The following is a 17916-nucleotide window of genomic DNA, read 5'->3' on the forward strand; positions in this document are numbered from 1 at the left end:
AATTAGGAGCATTTATGCTATCTTGGAACCGAGGCGGGGTATGGAACGCTCACCCACCACTGCGGACGCGCGGGACGAACACGGAGTGCGCGGGGCGTCGCGCCCCCTCGTTCGGGGCTGGCACGCCGAGCGGCGGCTGCGGAGGGGCTGCTCGCCGACGGCCCGGTCGGAATTCCCCCGGCCGGTCAGCGGGGGTGGCTGACGGGATGACACTGCTCGGCCACCCTCTCGTTCCGGTCGCCGACGCCGCGGACGCGGCCGCGACCGCGGCCGCCCTCGAGCGACGGTTGGACGGCACCCGTCGCATCACCGTCCTGCACGTCGTCGAGAAGGGCGGCGGAGCGGTGGACAAGGCCCCCATGGCGAGGCGGGTCGCCGACGCGGACGCGTTCCTCTCGACGGTCGAGCGGCGACTCGGTGACGCGGTGCCGGTCGAGACGCGGGTCGAGTTCGGGAGGAACGTCGCCGACACCATCGTCGCGACGGCGCTCGACGTCGACGCCACGGCCATCGCCTTCCGGCCGCGCGGTGGCAGCCGGCTCGTCCGGTTCCTGTCCGGGGACACCGCTAGCCGGCTCCTGACCGGGCTGGAGCTACCGGTCGTCTCGCTCCCCGCGGCGGGCGGCGCGGGTCCGGCCCCGACGCCGGACAAGAGCGCCGACGCGGGCGGGGACAGGGAGGTGCGCGGATGAGCGAGAGCGACACGGAACTGGCGAAGGACCTCGGGCTGCTCTCGGCGCTGACCATCGGTATCGGGACGATGGTCGGCGCGGGGATCTTCGTCCTGCCCGGCGTCGCGGCGAGCACCGCCGGCCCCGTGGTGGTGGTCTCGTTCCTGGTCGGCGGCGCCATCGCGCTGGTCAACGCGCTGTCGGTCTCGGAGCTGGGGACGGCCATGCCGAAGGCGGGGGGCGGCTACTACTACGTCAACCGGGCGCTCGGCCCGCTGTTCGGCTCGGTCGCCGGCCTCGGTGACTGGGTCGGGCTCGCGTTCGCGTCGGCGTTCTACAGCATCGGCTTCGGCCAGTACCTCGCCACGCTGGCACCCATCCCGAGTGTCCTGTTCCTCACCGAGGTGCAGGTCGGCGCGCTCGTCGCGGGCGCGGTCTTCGTCGGCGTCAACTACATCGGCGCGAAGGAGACCGGCGGCGTCCAGACCGTCATCGTGACGCTGCTGCTGGCCATCCTGACGCTGTTCGCCGTCCAGGGCTGGCTCTCGTTCGACCTCGGGACGCTGCTCGGGTCAGGCGGGGTGGCCCCGCTCGGCTACGGGGCCATCCTGCCGGGGACGGCGCTCGTGTTCGTCTCCTTCCTCGGCTACGCGAAGATCGCGACCGTGGCCGAGGAACTCGAGAACCCGGGCCGGAACCTCCCGCTCGCCATCGTCGGGAGCGTGCTCATCGTCACGGTGCTGTACGCCGTGCTGGTCAGCCTCATGCTCGGCGTGGTGCCGTGGCCGGAGCTGAGCCAGTCCGCACCGCTCACGCAGGCCACGGGGGTCGCGTTCCCCGGTGGCTTCGCCGGGGTCGCCGTCACCGTCGTGACCCTGGGGGCGTTGCTGGCCACCGCGTCCAGCGCGAACGCCTCCATCCTCGCGTCGGCACGCATCAACTTCGCGATGGGCCGGGACCGAATCGTCACGGACTGGCTCAACGAGATCCACCCGTCGTACACGACCCCGTACCGGTCGATCATCGTCACCGGTGCGATGATAATCGTCTTCATCGCGGCGCTGGGGACCGACATCGAGGTGCTGGCGAAGGCCGCGAGCGTCCTCCACCTCGTGGTGTACGCGCTGATGAACGTCGCGCTCATCGTCTTCCGGGAGACCGACCCGGAGTACGACCCGGCGTTCACCGTCCCGCTCTACCCGTTCACGCCGCTCCTGGGCATCGTGCTCTCGCTCGGACTGCTCGGGTTCGTCGGCCAGCGGGAACTGCTCCTGTCGGCCGTGTTCGTCGTCGGCGCGGTCGTCTGGTACTTCGCGTACGCCCGGCGGCACACGCCCCGGCAGGGGTTGCTCGGGCGATACGTCCTCGACCGGCAGGACGAGCTGCCCCCGTCCGTGGTCGGCGCGGCCGCCACGGTCGCGCCGGACGGCTCGGGCGAGCGCGACGCGTCGGACGGCGCGGGGGAGGGGGACGTGCCGACCACGATGGTCGCGCTCTCGAACCCCCGCACGGAGCAGGCGCTCGTCTCGCTCGGGGCTGCACTGGCGAAACACGACGGCGGGCGCGTGCTCGCGACGCACGTCATCCAGATCCCCGACCAGACCTCGCTGGAGGCCGCCGCCGCCCAGCGCGACCGCATCTCCCGGACGTCCCGCCAACTGCTGGTCGACGCCCGGGCCGACGCCGAGGCGGTCGGCGTGCCGGTCGAGACGCGGACCATCCTCTCGCACGAGGGGCTCGACGAGGTGTTCGATGCGGCACGCGAGTACGGCGTCGACAGGCTGGTCATGGGCCAGGGCGGGACGCGACTCGCCGGCGGCCGCGTGGAGGGGCGGCTCGACGAACTGACCCACGACCTCCCGTGCGACGTCCTCGTCCTCGACGAGCGCGGGTTCGACCCGAGCGAGGTCCTCGTCCCGACGGCCGGCGGGCACTCGTCGGACCTGTCGGCCGCCGTCGCGCGGGCGCTCCAGGAGACGAGCGACGCACGCGTCTCCGTGCTCCACGTCGACGACGACCGGGCGACCGGGCGGGCGTTCATCGAGGAGTGGGCTGCGGACCACGAGCTCGACGACGTGGAACTGCTGGTGGAGACGGGTGACGTCGAGGCCGCCATCGGCCGGGCCGCGGCCGGCAGATCGCTCGTCATCGTCGGGGCGACCGAACGGGGGCTGGTCTCCCGCATCGTCGGCGGGTCGCTGACGCTGTCCGTGCTCGACGACCTCGACACGTCGGTGCTGCTGGCCGAACGGCCACGGAAGCGCTCGGTCCGGGAGCGACTGTTCGGCTGACTGGCCGGCGTCCTCGCCCCGCAGGGGCGCGGCCCGGCGGCCGGATTCCGGGGGGTTGACACCCCCGCCCCGCCAGCGGCGGGACATGAGCGACACCGAGACGCAGTCGGCCATCGTGGTCGGCGCCTCCTCCGGCATCGGGGAGGCGCTGGCCCGCGAGTTCGCCGCCAGCGGCTACGAGGTGGGCCTGACCGCCCGCCGGCGCGAGAAGCTCGAACTCATCGGCGACCAGCTCGAGACCCAGGCGTACGTCGCGAAGATGGACGTCACGGACACCGAGGACGCCCGCGAGGGGTTCCGCGAACTCGCCGACGCGATGGGCGAGGTCGACGTGGTCGTCCTCTGTGCCGGCGTCGGGTACGAGAACCGCGACCTCGACTGGGAGCAGGAGCGCGAGACGGTCGACGTGAACGTCCGCGGGTTCACGGCGCTCGCGACGGCCGCGATGGCACGGTTCGAGCAACAGGGCGGCGGCCACCTCGTCGGCATCTCGTCGGTCGCCGCGCACATGGCCAACGGCGCGCTCCCGGCGTATCCGGCCTCGAAGGCGTTCGTCTCGAACTACTGCGACGCGCTGCGCTACCGGGCCCGCAACCTGGAGGCGGACGTGGACGTGACGACCATCGAACCCGGCTTCGTCGACACGGACATGGCGGGCGGCACCTTCTGGATGTGCTCGCCGGAGACCGCGGCCGCGCAGATCTACCGGGCGGTCCGGCGGAGGAAGCGCCACGCCTACGTCACGCGGCGGTGGTGGCTGGTGGCCGGACTGCTGGGCCTGCTGCCCGATGTCGTGAAGCGCCGGCTGTTCGCGTAGGGCGCGGGCTGGCGGACCCGTCAGGACTGCCGGTCGAGGCAGCGGTAGACGGCCTCGCGCAGCGCCACCTCGCGGGGGTCGTCCTTGATGTGGAGACCCATCCGGTTGGGCGTGTAGGCGAAGCCCAGGCCGCGGTCGGGGTCCGCGAACCCGAACGACCCACCGGCACCGGGTGTCCCGAACGCGCGCTCGGAGGTGCCGAACCGGAAGTCGGCCGACGGCTTCGAGTAGCCCATCGCCCACGCCGTCTCGATCTTGATGACCACGTCCTTCGGGTCGCCCGACGGCGGCACGGGCGGCGCGGTCAACTCCGCGAAGACCGCCTCGTCGAGGCCGAGGGCCTCGCCGCCGGTCGCGAGGTCACCGTAGAGCCGGGCCATCGACCGCGCGGTGCCGATGCCGTTGGCCGAGGGGATCTCGACGCTGCGGAACGCCCGGCTGTTGAGGTCGCCCGGGTGGCTCGTCGCGAGCACGTTGAGCGCCTTGCTCGTGGTGGTCCACGGGAGCAGGAACGAGAGGACGAACCGCGGCGGCATCGTGTCGAGGTTCCGGAGCATCTCCAGCGGCCCGAAGGCGTCCAGGTCGGCCACCCGGTCGTCCGGGACCGACTCGGGGAGCCCGATGTAGAACTCCAGGTCGAGGGGGGCGGCCACCTCGTCGGCGAAGAACTGGCCCAGCGTCCGCCCGTCGGTGTGCCGGAGCAGTTCGCTCGCGTACCAGCCCAGCGTGAAGGCGTGGTAGCCGTGGCGGGTCCCGGGCTCCCAGTCGAGTTCCCGCTCGGCGAGGCGGGCCGAGAGGTATTCGGCGTCGGCGATCTGCTCGGGCGTGAGACGCTCGTCCAGCGTCGCCAGGCCGGCCTGGTGGCTCAGCAACTGGCGGACGGTGACCTCGCCCTTCCCGTGCTGGGCGAACGCCGGCCAGTGGTCCGCGATGCGGTCGTCGAGGGCGAACAGGCCCCGGGAGAGCGCGACGGCGACGGCCGCCATGGCCATCCCCTTCGTCCCGGAGGCGACGAGGACCATCGTGTCCTCGGTCCAGGGGTGCGCACGCTCGACGTCCCGGTACCCGCCCCAGAGGTCGACGACGAGGTCACCGTCGTGGGAGACGGCGACGGCCGCGCCCAGTTCGTCGCGCTCGCGGAAGTTCTCCGCGAACACCTCGCGAACACGCTCGAAGCCGGGCGCGACGGTCCCGTGGATCAGCAGGTCCTCGTCGGTCGGGCCCGTCACCGTCATCGCCCCGCCTCCGGCTTCGTCGCCTGGACCAGCGTGTTCCCGGGGCCACCGCTGCGGATGGCGGTCCGGGTCACGTCCTCGAAGCCCGCCGCCCGGAGCCACGCTTCCACCTCGTCGTAGGGATGCGTCTCGGCGCCCAGTGTCGTGAGGTAGGTCAGGCCGACGAAGCCGAGGCCCGATTTCCCGACGGGCATCCGGGCCGAGCCCTCGAGCTGGTCCAGCACCGCGATGCGGCCGCCGGGCGCGAGCGACGCGGCGACGCGCTCGAACAGCTCCCGGTTCTTCGCCCCGTCGTGGGCGTGGATGACGTTGAACACGAGCGCCACGTCGTGGTCGTGCCCGAGGTCGTCGGTCCAGTAGTCGCCGCCGACGAGCGTGAGGCGCTCGCCGACCGCCGTCTCGGCCACCTCGTCAGCGACGGCCGCCAGCGCCGCCTCCGTGTCGAAGACGGTCGCGGCGAGGGCCGGGTGGCGACGGCACAGGTCGATGGCGTACAGGCCGTGGCCGCCGCCCACGTCCAGCAGTCGGGTCGCGCCGTCGGGCACCGCCACCGCGTCGGTCACCTCGTCGAGGATGAGCGTGGCCGCCGCGCGGAAGCCCCGCTGGGCCGTCTCCCACCGCGAGGGCTCCTCGTCGAACCACTCGTAGATGGTCTGCGGCGGCGCGCCCTCGCGGATGGCCGTCTCCAGGTGGGCCTCCCAGAACGGGAAGACGAGGTCGTTCCAGAAGGTGAGCCACGGGGCCATGTTCGTCTCCGAGGCCTCGAGGAGCCACGTCTCGGTCATCTCGGTGTTCCGGTAGCGGTCGCCGTCGGCGGCGACGTACCCCTGCGCGGCGAGGAAATCGAGGAGTGCCCGGAGCCCCTCCTCGTCGGCGTCGAGCCGCGCGGCCAGGTCGCCGAGCGGCAGGGCACCGTCGGCCAGCGTCTCGAACACACCCACGTCGAGCGCGAGCGTCACCGCCTCGAAGCTCCCGGCGCCGAACAGGTCGAGGATGGGCGCGGGCCCCCTGTTCAGCCGGTGGATGAGGAGCCGTTCCAGGAAGTTCGGGTTGATGGGCATCGTGGGCCTCCGTCAGTACCCCCGCCCGGCCGCAGCCGCCTCGTCGGGCACCGCCTCCGGGGCGGGGAGCATCCGCGCGGTCGACAGTTCGTACGCGACGACGAGCGCGAGCGCCCACAGCACCGTCAGGCCGGACCAGAGGTCGTTCGGGATTCTCGGATCGTCATCACATACCATGGGCGGTGTCGTGTGAGGATACGCCACGTCGTCGAGGGGGTCGGGCGAGGAGCTGGGCATTCCGCATCGGAGTACGTCGGCGGCCAGCTTAAGGATAGGTCGCAAACGCCGTAGAAGAGCGTAATCCGGTTACCGCGCGTTCCGATTCCGGTTCTCGTCGTCGTTACCGTTCTCGGCGCCCTCCTCGGAGCGCTCGTCGCCGGGGCCCTCGCCCTCGTTGTCGAACTCGCCGTCCTCCGGACCGAACTGCCCGGGCGCATCGCCCTGCGAGGAGCCGAGGTCGAAGTCACAGGTCTTCTGCGAGGGGGACGTGGTGAAGTCACAGTCGAAGCCGACCAGCAGTTCCTCGCCGCCGCCCGAGACGATGAACTCGTCGCCGCCGCCGAAGCGGGTGTCGTCGTCGTCGGCGTAGTTGTCACCGACGTAATCGACGCCGAGCGGGCCCAGTGTCAGGGAGCCGCCCTTGTCGCACTGGTGGTGGCTCGGCTGGCCGACGCAGTCGACCGCGCCGTCGCTGGCCCCGGGGCCGGAGCCACCCTCGTAGCCGGCGCCGACGGTCGAGTTGATACCCTCACCATCGAAGACGCCGGCGTCGATATCGGCGCTGCCGGGGACCTCGCCGCTGGACGACGAGGGGGCCGGCGCGTCACCGGCACCGGCGCCACCGACACCCTGCGAGGGCGCGTCGACCGCGCAGTCGTCGGCCGCGGGGCTGGTGCTGAGGTCGCAGTCGAAGCCGACCGTGGCCTCCTGGCCCTGGCCCGCGACGGTGACCTCGTCGCCGCCGCCGGCCCGGAGGTCGTCGTCGTCGCCGTAGTTGTCGCCGGTGTAGTCGACGGAACCGGCCTCGCTGTGCAGTTCGCCGCCCTTCTCGCAGTCGTGGTGGGTGGGCTGGCCCTCGCAGTCGAGCGAGGCGCCGCCGCCGTTGCCGGCCTCCTCGCCGGCGGCCGAGAGGTCGATGGTCGAGTTGATGCCGTCACCGGTGGCGATGCCGATGTCGTCGCCGTCGTCGGCTGCCGCGGGGGCCGCGACCAGCGCCAGCGCGGCGACGAGCACCGCCGCCACCGTCAGGGTCGTCCGTGCGTCGAGTCGCATTCGTGTCTCTACCGTGTAGCTACCCCCGGTTGGGGGTTGTCCCGTCGCTGGACGGCCATTGAAGTGACTGACACGAACGGCGACCGGGACCGGTCCGACGAGCCGGTGACTACTCGCGGACGGCCAGGCGGCCGGCTCGCCACTCCCAGACGAGTTCCAGAACGAGCCACGTCACGAACCAGACGGCGAACACCGCCAGGACGAGCCACGTCGTGGCGAGGATACCCAGCGCCGCGGTGAGGGCCACGAGGGTCGAGTAGAGCAACACCACGAACACGACCGTCACGAGCAGCGACGCTAGCCCGCAGGAGTAGTGCTCGACGGTGCCGACCGTGCAGGTACCCGGCTCGGTCTCAGCGCCGTTCGATGGGGACCGCCCGCCTGTGCTGTACATGCATTCCACACTCCGGATGGGGCTTCGTGGGCGATAACCATCAATATTTGCCCCTAAATGGCCGGGGGCGTCACGTGACGGCCGCCCGTCGGCACGAGCCCGTCGTCACCGTTTAGCGCCTGCGAGTCGAGCCGCCGGTATGGCCACGCCGTCCGAGGCGTTCGACGGGTTCGACCACGAGGCACACATGGCACGCGCCATCGACCTGGCCCGGGAGGCCGCCGACCGCGGGGACCGCCCCTTCGGCAGTGTCCTCGTCCGCGACGACGAGGTCATCATGGCCGAGTCGAACCGCGTCGTCACCGAGGACGACATCCGGCGGCATCCGGAACTGCACCTGGCGTACCGGGCGTGTCGGGAACTCGAACCCGACGAGCGGGCCGAGACGGTGATGTACACGAGCACCGAGCCGTGCCCGATGTGCGCCGGCGGGATGCGGTCGGCCGGGTTCGGCCGTGTCGTCTACAGCGTCGGTGCCGACGAGGTGGTCGCGTTCACCGGCGGCGACCCCGCGACCCGCGCCGGCGTCATCCTCGACTGCGAGGTCGTCGGCCCCGTGCTGAACGACGCCGGACGGGCGGTCCACGAGTCGTTCGACTGGTGAACCGCGGGAACCGTGCCGCCGGCAGGGGCAGCGTCTCACCGCACGGCTCCGGCTGCAGTCGGCTAGCCGACCACCCGAACCACCAGCGTCAGCTCCCGCTGCCCGCGCGGCGTCGTCACGGTCACGTCGAACGCGGCCGCCAGCACCGTCGACTCGCCGGCCCGCCCCTGCACCACGACGCCGCGGTCGGCCCGGCAGGGACCGAACTCGCGACCGCGACCCCCCGGGCACTCGGCAGCGGCCCAGTCGCCCGCGGCCGAGCCGTTGTACCTGACGGCGTATGCCACCCCTTCGGCGACCTGCGAGGCGTTGAGCGTGTCGAGCCGCGGGGCGAGTTCCGTCCGCATCGCGTCGACGGCACGGTCGCGTTCGTCCCAGGCGGACTCGCCCGTGGCGTTCGCGCCGGCCTCGTGGACCGCGCGCTCGAGGAACCGCCGGGCGTTCTCCCCGTGGCCGTCGTAGTCGCTGCTGGCCGCCACGTCCGGATGGTAGCCCAGTTGCAGGTACGCGAGGACGACCGGCACCAGCGCGAGGGCGATGAGGGCGGCCGCGGCGAGGACGAGCTGGCCGCGGTCCGGACGGGGACCCCGCCGGCCGTCCCCCGCCGGCTCAGGCATACCACACCTCCACCGTCACGGGCCCGTTGAGCGAGGTGACGGTCGCCCGGCCGACGGGAACGCCCGCGGGCCGCTGGAACCCGACCGCGCCGTGCGGGGTCTCGACGCGATACAGCAGGTTGTCGGGCAGGATGCGGTCGACGCGCCGCTCCAGCGCCGCCCGCTCGCGCTCGAACGCCTCGGGCGAGCGGGTGACCTCCGCGAGCCTGGTCGCGCCCTGGTGGCGGGGCGGTTCACCGGCCAGCACCGTCGCGGCGTCGTCGGCGTAGGCCTCCAGCTGGGGGGTCCGGGTGTCCGCAGCCGGGACGCCGGCCGCCAGCGACGCGGCGACGGCGAGGATGAGCGTCACCCCGACGGCCGCCTCGACGACCGGGAGCGAGAGCTGTCCACGGTCGGCCGACGTGCCGGCGTGACGGGAACGAGTTCCACCGGAAGCGAAGGGGTCGCGGTCACGCATCGACGGTCACCCCCAGGGTCGCCTTGGTGGTCCGGGCTGCCCGGTAGGCGACGACCACGTCGCCACGTTCGAGCCGGTCGGCCGCCGTGAACGAGAGCCGGAGCGTCTCGAACCGCGAGGTCCGGACGGTGTAGTTGCCGGCCAGCCCATCGGGGTCGTACAGGACGACGCGGTCGTTCGCGCGGACCGTCGTCACGTTCGGGGCGGCGGCGATATCGAGCGTGACCCGGTCCGTGCGACGGGGGAGCGTGGTCGCATCGGCGGCGAGCGGCGGCGTCCGCTCGACCCAGCGCTGGTTCCGGACGAGGACGACCCGCCGGACGGTGACGCCCCCGGTCGCGTCGCCCCGTCGCAGCACGGTCCGGTCGTCCAGCCGGACCCGGACCTCGTGGTCGCCGACGACGGGGAACCGGGCCGCGAGGTCCGCGTCGGCGAGCTGCGACTCGTTCAGCACGTTCGCCCGGGTCGTGTGGGCGGCGTCGGCGGCGACCAGCCGCTCGGCGAGCGCGGTCGCGACCCGGCGCTCCCCGGGCTGCCGGTCGGCACCGGCGAACGCCCCGTCGGCCAGCGTCAGCGCGACGCCGAGCGTCGAGGTCACCACCAGCAGCGCCACAACCAGCGCGGGGAGGTTCATCTGGGCGTGCCTCCGCTTCGGCCGTCCCGAATCCGCAGCGCGGCGGCCCGGGGTCACGCGCCGTCACCCCGGACGAGGCTGACGACGAGCCCGCCGTCGCCCTGCTCGACCCGGACCACCGCCGGGTCGCGGCTCGACCACGACCCCTCGACACGGGTGACACGGGCCGGGAGTGCGAGCCGGCTCCGCGCGGCGAGCGCGTCGTCGGGGTGGTCGAGGACGAGCGCCCGGCCGTCGGCTCGGACCCGGTACCCCCGGCCGGCGATGGTCCGCGGGAGGTCGACCCGGCTCCGGGCCGTCGCGTGCCGCGCCCGCGGCGGGATCGCCTGCTGGACCCGCTCGGCGGCGCCCGCGAGCGTCCGGTCGGCGACCCGCTGGCCGGCGACCCGCTCGTAGCCCGGCACGACCGACGTCGAAAGTGCCGTCGTGACGAGCACCAGGAACAGGACCACGAGCCCCGCCTCCAGGGCCTTCCCGACGACCGGCGCGACCGCGCGGTCCGGGCGGCCGGGAGTGCGGCTCACGGCCCATCACCCCCCTCGAAGGTGGTCGAACCCGGGGACGCCCGTCGCATCGTCAGCTGCGAGTGGTCGAAGAAGCTGTCGAGCCAGTCACCACCGGCGCCGTCCTGCCCACCCTTGTCGTCGGCGTCGTCGGTGCCCCGGTCAGCATCCTCCGACTCGTCGTCCGAATCACCGTCGTGGCCGCCGAACGGTCCATCCGGGAGGATGTCGGGGAGGTCCAGGCCGTCGTCGGCATCGGACCCGTCGTCCGACGAATCGTCCCCGGGGGTCGGCGTCGGCGACGGTGTTGGGCTCGCCGACGGCGACGGCGTGGTCGCCGGGTCGGTCCCCACCGAGAGGTTCAGGTCGTGGACCACGAGGTACGCGCGGCGCTGGCCCGGGTAGGTCGCGACGACACTCGGGACGCCGTCCCCGTCGATGTCGCGCCGGCTGACCGTGGCCCCCTGCTCGCGGAAGTACGGCGCCAGCGCGCCCGGGGTCGTCGTCTCGATGGCGACCCGGAACCGCGAGACGCCCAGGTCGGTCCGCTCGTGGCTGACGTTCGTCCGGAGCGGGACCGTCGTCCCGCCACCGGCGGTGACGGTCCGGCCGGCGTCGCTCCCGAGTCGCGGGGCTCCGACCACGAGGACGCCGCCGTCGGCCGCATCACGCGAGGCGGTGATCGGCGGCGGCGCGCGGAGGTCCGCACGGCCCGGTTCGCCGCGGACGACGGCGCCAGCGACGTAGGCGACGCGGCCGCCGCCGCCCGTCCAGACGAGCGCGTCCGCCTCGAGTCGCTTGACGGTCCGGGTCCCGTCGATGACCCGGAGGTCGCGCTCGACCGTCGTGACGCGGCCGTCGGTGAACGCCAGGGACTCGCGCGAGCGGCCGGTCCGCTCGACGGGTTCCAGGCCGGTCGACAGCCCGTCGGCGACGCGGGCGGCGTCGGCACTGGCGGCGTTCTCCTCGACGACGGTACCGATGCCGGCCGTGAGGACGCCGAGCGAGACGACCGTCAGCCCCAGCAGGACGGCGACCCCGACGACCTGCGTGACGGCGCGCTCCGCCTCGGCATCGAGGGTCCGCACTCAGACCACCCCCGCCGCCGCGAAGGCGACGTGACAGACGAGCGCGAGCGCCGCCGAGTGGAGCAGCGCCTCGTACCGGCCGCGGGCGGCGGTGCCGGCGAACCAGCCACAGGCCAGCATCGTCGCCTGTGCGACCCAGTAGAACCGGCGACCCGACCGGGCCCGGTCGACCGCGTCCGGGTCCAGCGCCGTGGCCGCGGCGCTCCCGCCGGCGTCCTGGACCGCCGAGAGCTGGGCGAACCCGTCGAGGACGTGGCCGTGGACCGCGAGGATGATGCCGACGACGAGCAACGCGGTCGTCCAGCCGACCGCCACGTACACCATCATGCTGCTCCGAAGTGACTTCCGTTCGTGCCGGAGCCGACCGACCTCCGTCTGTAGCGTCTCGAACGCCGCTTCCGGGTCGCCACCGAGTTCCAGCGCGCCCGTCACGAGGCCGATGGTCTGGGCCGCGAGCGGCGTCCCCACGCTGTCGACGAAGGCGTCGAGCGCGGCGGTCCGGCTGTCGGCCGCCGTCCCGCCCGCCGCCGCGTCATCGGATCCGTCGCCGGGCGCGACGGGCGCCTCGGCCAGGTCGAGTCGATAGGCGAGGTCGTCGACGTCGTCGCTCAGCGCGCCCAGGTCGGTCTCGCGGGCGACCGCCGCCACCGCGTCGGCGAACGGCCGGCCCAGCGTGACCCGTCCGGCGACCGCGTGGACGAAGTCCTGGATCTCGCGGTCCTTCGCGTCGTCGAGCCGTGCCCGCCTGACCGCGACCAGTCCCACGGGGAGCCCGTACGCGACGTACGCGAGGAGACACGCCCGCGGGAGCGGGTAGCCCAGCGAGAGCGCCGCCCCCAGGACGCCGACGGCGGGCACGAGGAACACGACCGCCGCGCTCGCCGGCGTACGCAGCGCCGTCAGGAGCGTCCCCAGCCCACCCGGACGCTCGTGGCTCGGCGGCGACGCGCTGGGGGGCTGGAGCGACGCGACGAGCGCCGTCGCCCCCGCGCCGACGAGGAGGACGAACCCGGCGCTCCCGTAGGCCAGCAGCGCCCGGGGCGTGGTCGTGCCGAGCGGGGTCTGCATCGGCACGGAGAGGCCGGGCGCCAGCACCGCCAGCACGGTGACGACGACCACGAGCAGCGCCGGCAGGACCAGCAGGACGACGAACAGCTCGGCGACGAGTTCGAGGAAGTCCTCGGCGCGCTGGCGGGCGCGGGCCTGCTGGTGGCTCAGCATCCGCGACTCCATCTCGAGGTACTGCGAGAGGGCGTCGGCGCCCTGGTCGGCGTGTTCGCGGAACTTGAGCAGGAACGGCGCCAGCGTCTCGCGCGAGGGCGTGTCCCGGGCGACCCGGCGGAGCCCCTCGTCGAGACTCCCCGTGAGGGCCGCGCGGTTGAGCACGCGCCGGAACGCCGCACTCGTCTCCCCGTAGGCGTCGGCCTCGGCGACCTGCCGGAGCAGCGTCCGGCCGTCGTCGCTGCCCGTCGCGAGCGCGCGGAGGTACCGGACCGCCCCGGGCAGGGTGCGCTCGATGGCGGCCTGCCGCGCGCTCGCGACCCACCGGAGGTACGTGCCGGCGAACCGGACGGTCCCGCGCTTCGCGAGCACCCCGGCGAGCAGACCAAGCGCGAGCGCGACGGCCGGCCGCGGCAGGTCCGGGACGGAGAGCCGCTCGATCAGCGGGAGCCCCTCGTGTGCGACCGACGCGAGCGTGGCGAGCAGGTCTGCGGGCACCGCGAGCCCGCCCACCGCCACCAGCCCGGCGACCCACAGCCCGACGAGCCACGACAGCGCGTACGCCCGGGCGAGGTACCGGTCGAACCCGACCCGGAGGTCGGCCGCACGGTAGCGCTTCCGGTCGCGGTCGTGACGCGACCGGTCCGCACGACCGGCGAACACCGCGTACACCGCGCGGTCGAGCGTCTGGACGACCGCGAACGGACCCGGCCCGTCCGCCCGGCGGCCCCGGGGCTCGTCGTCAGTCCGGGTCGCCATCGGTCACCCCCGCATCCCTCTCCCCGGCAGCGTCCGTGGGTGTCGCTCCCTGCGACGACATGGGGGAGTTTTCCCGAGGTATCTGTCTTAAAATTTCGTGATGCAGTCAGTAATTCGTATCCGGAGCAGCGAGAAAGGTTCCACGCTGGCTCCCCCTCGCAGCTCCACGTGAGAAGCGCGCCAGCGACGGCCTACGGAGGGATTCAGGAGCCGACGGCCTCGGAACGGTCATCCTCCCGGGTGGCGGCGCGGCGGTGGGCCAGCCGGGTCCGGACGCCGGCAGCGACGCGGGGGATGACCCGCGCACCGACGGCCCCCACCGCGACGGCCGCGACGGTCCCGGGGTACGAGAGCGCCAGCAGGGTCACGACCAGTGTGACCGCACTGGCCGCCAGCACGACAGCGATCCGACGGGAACTGACCCCCGTGGCGTCGGGGGAGTGGGTTCGGTTCATATCTACAGGGATGGCCGCCATCCCCTTGAGTGTAATCTGAATGAAACTTCTGTAACCGCGATTACTGAACTAGATTTCAGCAACCGCATCAGGAACCACCAGGGGAACCGACGGAACGCGGTGGACCAGGATATCGGGGGATATACGAGAACAACCCACACAGAGGTCGTTCAGATATAATACCCCCTACACATACTCTGTCAAACTATCCACCCATCTCGTTAACAGGCTTAAGATAGAAGGCTATATACGGCACCAGTGTTATCCCGCCATCATGAGAGAGAAACTATCATACGACGTGGACAGACGCTCGTTCCTGCGACGCACCGCCGGTGCGGCCGGCGCGGCCGGCCTCACATCCATCGCCGGGTGTTTCGGTGACACCGGTGGCGACGGCGGCGATGGCGGCGGCGGCGACGGCGGTGACGGCGGCGACGGCGGCAGCGCGCCGGGCGCCGACGGCGAGATGGTCATGAAGACGGCCTCCGAGACGACGGCGGCCTACTCGATGAGCCAGGTCATCGCCTCGGCGGTGAGCCAGAACTCCGACGAGGTGACGGTCAACGCCCGGCCGAGCCAGGGGACGAACCGGAACGTCGCGGAGGTCACCCAGGGCAAGACCGAGATCGCGTACGTCCAGAACTGGACGGCCGCGAAGATCCGCAACGGCGAGGAGCCGTTCGGCGACCTCGACTACCAGCCCATGCAGGTGTTCCACCTGTACGACCTGGCGTGGTTCATGGCGTCGGCCAACGACGGCTGGACGAGCGTGAGCGACATCGGCGCCGGCAGCGCCATCTCGCCGACGCCGCGCGGGTCGGGGACGGCGGAGATGCTCGAGTACGCGCTCGGGTTCGCCGTCGACGACTACGAGCGCGTCAGTATCGGCTACAGCGACCAGGCCAGCGCGATGAGCGAGGGGCGCCTCGACGCGGGCGCGGCGACCTACGTCAACCTCGCCATCGAGCCGGGCTGGCTCCAGCAGATGAAGAGCACGGTCGACCTGCGGGTGCTTGACTTCCCCGACGAGGTCGTCAGCGAGCTGGAGGACGATCCGGCCATCGTCGTCTCCGACATCGACATGAGCGACTTCGAGGACTACGGCTACACGCCGGACACCCTCAGCACGCCGACGCTGGCGTACAACTTCATCGTCCGCGAGGACCACGACTACGACACCCTCTACAACTTCCTGTCGACGCTGTGGGAGCAGCGCGAGGGGCTGCAGGAGGAGACGGGGCTGCTCGCGCCGCTGGCGGAGGGTGACGCCTGGGTGAAGAACTCGTACGCCGACTTCCCCTTCCACCCCGCGGCCGCCGACTTCTACGAGGAGCAGGGCCTCTGGTCCGACGAGTTCGTCCGCGGAGAGGAGTAACGCGGCCCCCCGCATCCTCCCATGCCCGAGACCACCGACACCCAGTCGACATCGCCGGCCGCGCTCCTCGCGGCGTTCAGGGACCGCTCGCCCCGGGAGCGGCTGCTGCTGCCGGTCGTATCGCTCCTCGCCGTCGCGCTGACCGCCTACACCATCTACTTCGCGTGGGACCGGCCGTTCACGCAGATCATCCACGGCATCGTGTTCATGCACATCGGCCTCGCGCTGTACTACCTGGATCTCGCCTACCGGCGGGTCGCCGACGGTGGGTCCATCGTGGAGGGACCGGTCGTCGGGCGCCTGGGTGAACGCGTCCAGCGCCTGTACGGCACCGTCGACACGGTCGTCTGTCTGGTGCTGGCCGTCGTCTCGGCGTACTCGGGCTACTTCTTCGTCACGCAGTACGACCGCCTGACCGGCGACGCCATCCTGCTGGGCTACGCGAACTTCGACCTGTACATGGGGCTGGTCGTCGTCGGCCTCGCCATCGACGCGACCCGGCGGGCCTACGGCTGGTCCATCGCGCTCGTCGCGCTGAGCGCCATCGGCTACGCGCTGTACGGCTCCGTCTTCCCGGGCTTCCTGCAGCACACCGGCCTCGCCACCAGCGACGTGGCGCTGTACGGCGCGACCCAGATCGAGCGCTCGGGGGCGTACGGCTTCATCACGCAGGCCGGCGCGAAGTACGTCGCCATCTTCATCATGTTCGCCGGGCTCGCGCGGGCCTACGGCATCCTCGACATCGTGCTGGATCTGAGCGAGCGGATGGGCAAGCGCCTCCGCAGCGGCATCGTCCACGTCGCCGTCATCTCCTCGATGGCGATGGGCTCGATCACGGGGAGCGCGGCCGCCAACGCCGCGACGACTGGCAGCTTCACCATCCCGATGATGCAGCGCCAGGGCGTCCGCGAGGACTTCACCGCCGCCATCGAGAGCGTCGCCTCCAGCGGCGGCCAGATCATGCCGCCGGTCATGGGCGTGGCCGCCTTCCTGATGGCCGACTTCATCGGGGTGCCGTACGTCCGCATCATCCAGGCCGGGTTCCTGCCGGCGCTGCTGTTCTACTTCAGCGTCGGCGTCGCCGTCCAGTTCGTCGTCCTCAAGCACGGCTGGACGAGCGACCGCGGCGAGGACACGGCCGGGATGGCCGGCGTCCTGTTCGGCCGGGACGCGCTCGTGAAGGTCGCGTACATCGCGCTGGCCATCGGGAGCTTCCTGGCCGCACGGCAGGGCATCGGCCTCTCGCTGCTCGTCTCCGGCGGGGTGGCGCTCGTCGCGCTGCTGGTCGTCCGGTACGTCCAGGGCGCGGTCGCCACCTCCGCCCGGGAGGGCACGCTCGAACTCGGGCGGGCCATCGAGTGGTTCTTCCACGGGACCTACTTCCTCATCCCGATGGCCGTCCTCGTCTACGCGCTCGCGGTCATGCAGCTGTCGGCGCTCCCGACCGGGCTGTACACGGTGCTGACGCTCATCGCCGTCATGTACGTCCGGGACCTGGGGCTGCTGGTGCTGTCGTGGACGTCGGTCGGGGAATCGGTCGACCGGGAGTGGATCGCCGAGCGCGACGGTGCGAGCCAGGTGGGCGCGACCGTCGTCGGGACGACGGTGAAGACGCTGCGCGGCTTCCAGAAGGGGGCGCTCGACATGGCGCCCCTGGTCGGCGTGCTGGCCGCGATGGGCGTCATCATCAAGATGCTGACCCAGACGGGGCTCTCCGGGAAGATCAGCCTCCGGATGGTCGCGCTGGCGGGCGGCGTACTGCTCGTCGCCCTGCTGCTGGCGATGATCACCAGCATCCTGTTCGGGCTGGGCATGCCGACGCCCGCCGCGTACGTCCTGGTGGCGGCGCTGCTGACGAGCCCGCTGATGGAGCTGGGCGTCCCGCAGATCACGGCCCACCTGTTCGTGTTCTACTTCGCGATGCTGTCGGCCATCACGCCGCCCGTCGCGGTCGGCGTGGCCGTGGCCTCGCGCATCGCCGACGCCGGCTTCCTCATCTCCGCGAAGCAGGCGCTCCGTATCGGCGCCGCCGGCTTCCTCATCCCGTTCGCGCTGGTCACCAACAACAGCCTGGTGACGTGGACGCTGACCGGGACGCCGGTCGCGGCGGCCTGCGTCCTCGTCGGCGTCGTCGCGCTGACGGCCGTCACCATCGGCTACGACGGCCGCCACGTGCTGGGAATCCCGCACCGCGCGGTCTACCTCCTGCTCTCGCTGGGCGCGCTGTTCGGCCCGGCACTCGGCGGGACCATCGGCGGGAGCACCGCCATGGCGCTCCAGGTCGGGACCGCGGCCCTCGCGCTCGCCGGCCTGGGGCTGGCCCAGCTGGACCGCCTCCCGACGGCCGTCACGCCGGTCCGGGACTGACGCTCCCCTCTCACACTTCATGACCCGTTCACCGTCACCGCACCGTCTGGACGCGTACCCGCTTGCTCGCAAGGTACCTGCAACGGAGGGCTCGC

Annotated in this window: 18 protein-coding genes; 6 read left to right on the forward strand and 12 right to left on the reverse strand. The window is 72.3% G+C overall.

Annotated elements, in window-relative coordinates; genetic code table 11:
- The first annotated feature begins 206 nt into the window (after nt 1-206).
- From P2T62_RS23015 to P2T62_RS23025, 3 genes are all read left to right on the forward strand, one after another.
- Nucleotides 207-692, forward strand: a complete 486-nt coding sequence (locus P2T62_RS23015) for a universal stress protein (protein WP_276259365.1) — start codon at nt 207-209, stop codon at nt 690-692.
- Nucleotides 689-2962, forward strand: coding sequence for an amino acid permease (locus P2T62_RS23020; protein WP_276259366.1), 2274 nt, complete (start codon nt 689-691; stop codon nt 2960-2962). Before P2T62_RS23015 ends, P2T62_RS23020 begins: the two co-directional genes overlap by 4 nt.
- A gap of 85 nt (nt 2963-3047) precedes the next feature.
- Complete coding sequence (locus P2T62_RS23025) at nt 3048-3779, forward strand: SDR family NAD(P)-dependent oxidoreductase (RefSeq protein ID WP_276259367.1); 732 nt, start codon at nt 3048-3050, stop codon at nt 3777-3779.
- 20 nt (nt 3780-3799) lie between these two features.
- Here the strand turns inward: P2T62_RS23025 and P2T62_RS23030 are convergent, their stop codons facing one another.
- The 5 genes from P2T62_RS23030 to P2T62_RS23050 all read right to left on the reverse strand — a co-directional run bounded on the left by P2T62_RS23030 (nt 3800) and on the right by P2T62_RS23050 (nt 7741).
- A complete protein-coding gene (locus P2T62_RS23030) occupies nt 3800-5014 on the reverse strand; it encodes a serine hydrolase domain-containing protein (RefSeq protein WP_276259368.1) in 1215 nt (404 codons plus the stop codon).
- The gene (locus tag P2T62_RS23035; protein WP_276259369.1) at nt 5011-6075 is read right to left on the reverse strand and encodes a class I SAM-dependent methyltransferase; all 1065 of its coding nucleotides are present in this window, start codon (nt 6073-6075) and stop codon (nt 5011-5013) included. The genes P2T62_RS23030 and P2T62_RS23035 overlap by 4 nt, the downstream gene beginning before the upstream one ends.
- Nucleotides 6076-6087: 12 nt before the next feature.
- Entirely contained in the window at nt 6088-6252 is a 165-nt protein-coding gene (locus P2T62_RS23040; RefSeq protein WP_276259370.1) for a hypothetical protein, read from the reverse strand.
- 129 nt (nt 6253-6381) lie between these two features.
- The gene (locus P2T62_RS23045) at nt 6382-7347 is read right to left on the reverse strand and encodes a hypothetical protein (RefSeq protein WP_276259371.1); all 966 of its coding nucleotides are present in this window, start codon (nt 7345-7347) and stop codon (nt 6382-6384) included.
- A gap of 109 nt (nt 7348-7456) precedes the next feature.
- Complete coding sequence (locus P2T62_RS23050; protein ID WP_276259372.1) at nt 7457-7741, reverse strand: hypothetical protein; 285 nt, start codon at nt 7739-7741, stop codon at nt 7457-7459.
- A 139-nt stretch (nt 7742-7880) separates the two neighbouring features.
- On the opposite strand from P2T62_RS23050, the gene P2T62_RS23055 reads away from it, so the two are divergent.
- The gene (locus P2T62_RS23055) at nt 7881-8345 is read left to right on the forward strand and encodes a nucleoside deaminase (protein ID WP_276259373.1); all 465 of its coding nucleotides are present in this window, start codon (nt 7881-7883) and stop codon (nt 8343-8345) included.
- Between the two features lie 62 nt (nt 8346-8407).
- Here P2T62_RS23055 and P2T62_RS23060 read toward each other — a convergent pair whose 3' ends face one another.
- From P2T62_RS23060 to P2T62_RS23090, 7 genes are all read right to left on the reverse strand, one after another.
- A complete protein-coding gene (locus P2T62_RS23060; RefSeq protein ID WP_276259374.1) occupies nt 8408-8962 on the reverse strand; it encodes a DUF7261 family protein in 555 nt (184 codons plus the stop codon).
- The gene (locus tag P2T62_RS23065; RefSeq protein ID WP_276259375.1) at nt 8955-9419 is read right to left on the reverse strand and encodes a DUF7262 family protein; all 465 of its coding nucleotides are present in this window, start codon (nt 9417-9419) and stop codon (nt 8955-8957) included. Before P2T62_RS23065 ends, P2T62_RS23060 begins: the two co-directional genes overlap by 8 nt.
- Nucleotides 9412-10053 carry a DUF7263 family protein gene (locus P2T62_RS23070; protein ID WP_276259376.1) on the reverse strand — a complete coding sequence of 214 codons (642 nt, stop codon included), beginning with the start codon at nt 10051-10053 and terminating at the stop codon, nt 9412-9414. The genes P2T62_RS23065 and P2T62_RS23070 overlap by 8 nt, the downstream gene beginning before the upstream one ends.
- 53 nt (nt 10054-10106) lie before the next feature.
- Complete coding sequence (locus P2T62_RS23075) at nt 10107-10577, reverse strand: DUF7266 family protein (RefSeq protein WP_276259377.1); 471 nt, start codon at nt 10575-10577, stop codon at nt 10107-10109.
- Complete coding sequence (locus P2T62_RS23080) at nt 10574-11644, reverse strand: DUF7289 family protein (RefSeq protein ID WP_276259378.1); 1071 nt, start codon at nt 11642-11644, stop codon at nt 10574-10576. Before P2T62_RS23080 ends, P2T62_RS23075 begins: the two co-directional genes overlap by 4 nt.
- The gene (locus P2T62_RS23085) at nt 11645-13624 is read right to left on the reverse strand and encodes a type II secretion system F family protein (RefSeq protein ID WP_276259379.1); all 1980 of its coding nucleotides are present in this window, start codon (nt 13622-13624) and stop codon (nt 11645-11647) included.
- 203 nt (nt 13625-13827) lie between these two features.
- Complete coding sequence (locus P2T62_RS23090; RefSeq protein ID WP_276259380.1) at nt 13828-14079, reverse strand: hypothetical protein; 252 nt, start codon at nt 14077-14079, stop codon at nt 13828-13830.
- A 274-nt stretch (nt 14080-14353) separates the two neighbouring features.
- On the opposite strand from P2T62_RS23090, the gene P2T62_RS23095 reads away from it, so the two are divergent.
- Nucleotides 14354-15454, forward strand: a complete 1101-nt coding sequence (locus P2T62_RS23095; protein ID WP_276259381.1) for a TAXI family TRAP transporter solute-binding subunit — start codon at nt 14354-14356, stop codon at nt 15452-15454.
- 21 nt (nt 15455-15475) lie between these two features.
- Nucleotides 15476-17821, forward strand: coding sequence for a TRAP transporter permease (locus P2T62_RS23100; RefSeq protein ID WP_276259382.1), 2346 nt, complete (start codon nt 15476-15478; stop codon nt 17819-17821).
- Nucleotides 17822-17916 lie beyond the last annotated feature (95 nt).

It is taken from the genome of Haloglomus litoreum (genome assembly GCF_029338515.1).
GTDB lineage: Archaea > Halobacteriota > Halobacteria > Halobacteriales > Haloarculaceae > Haloglomus > Haloglomus litoreum.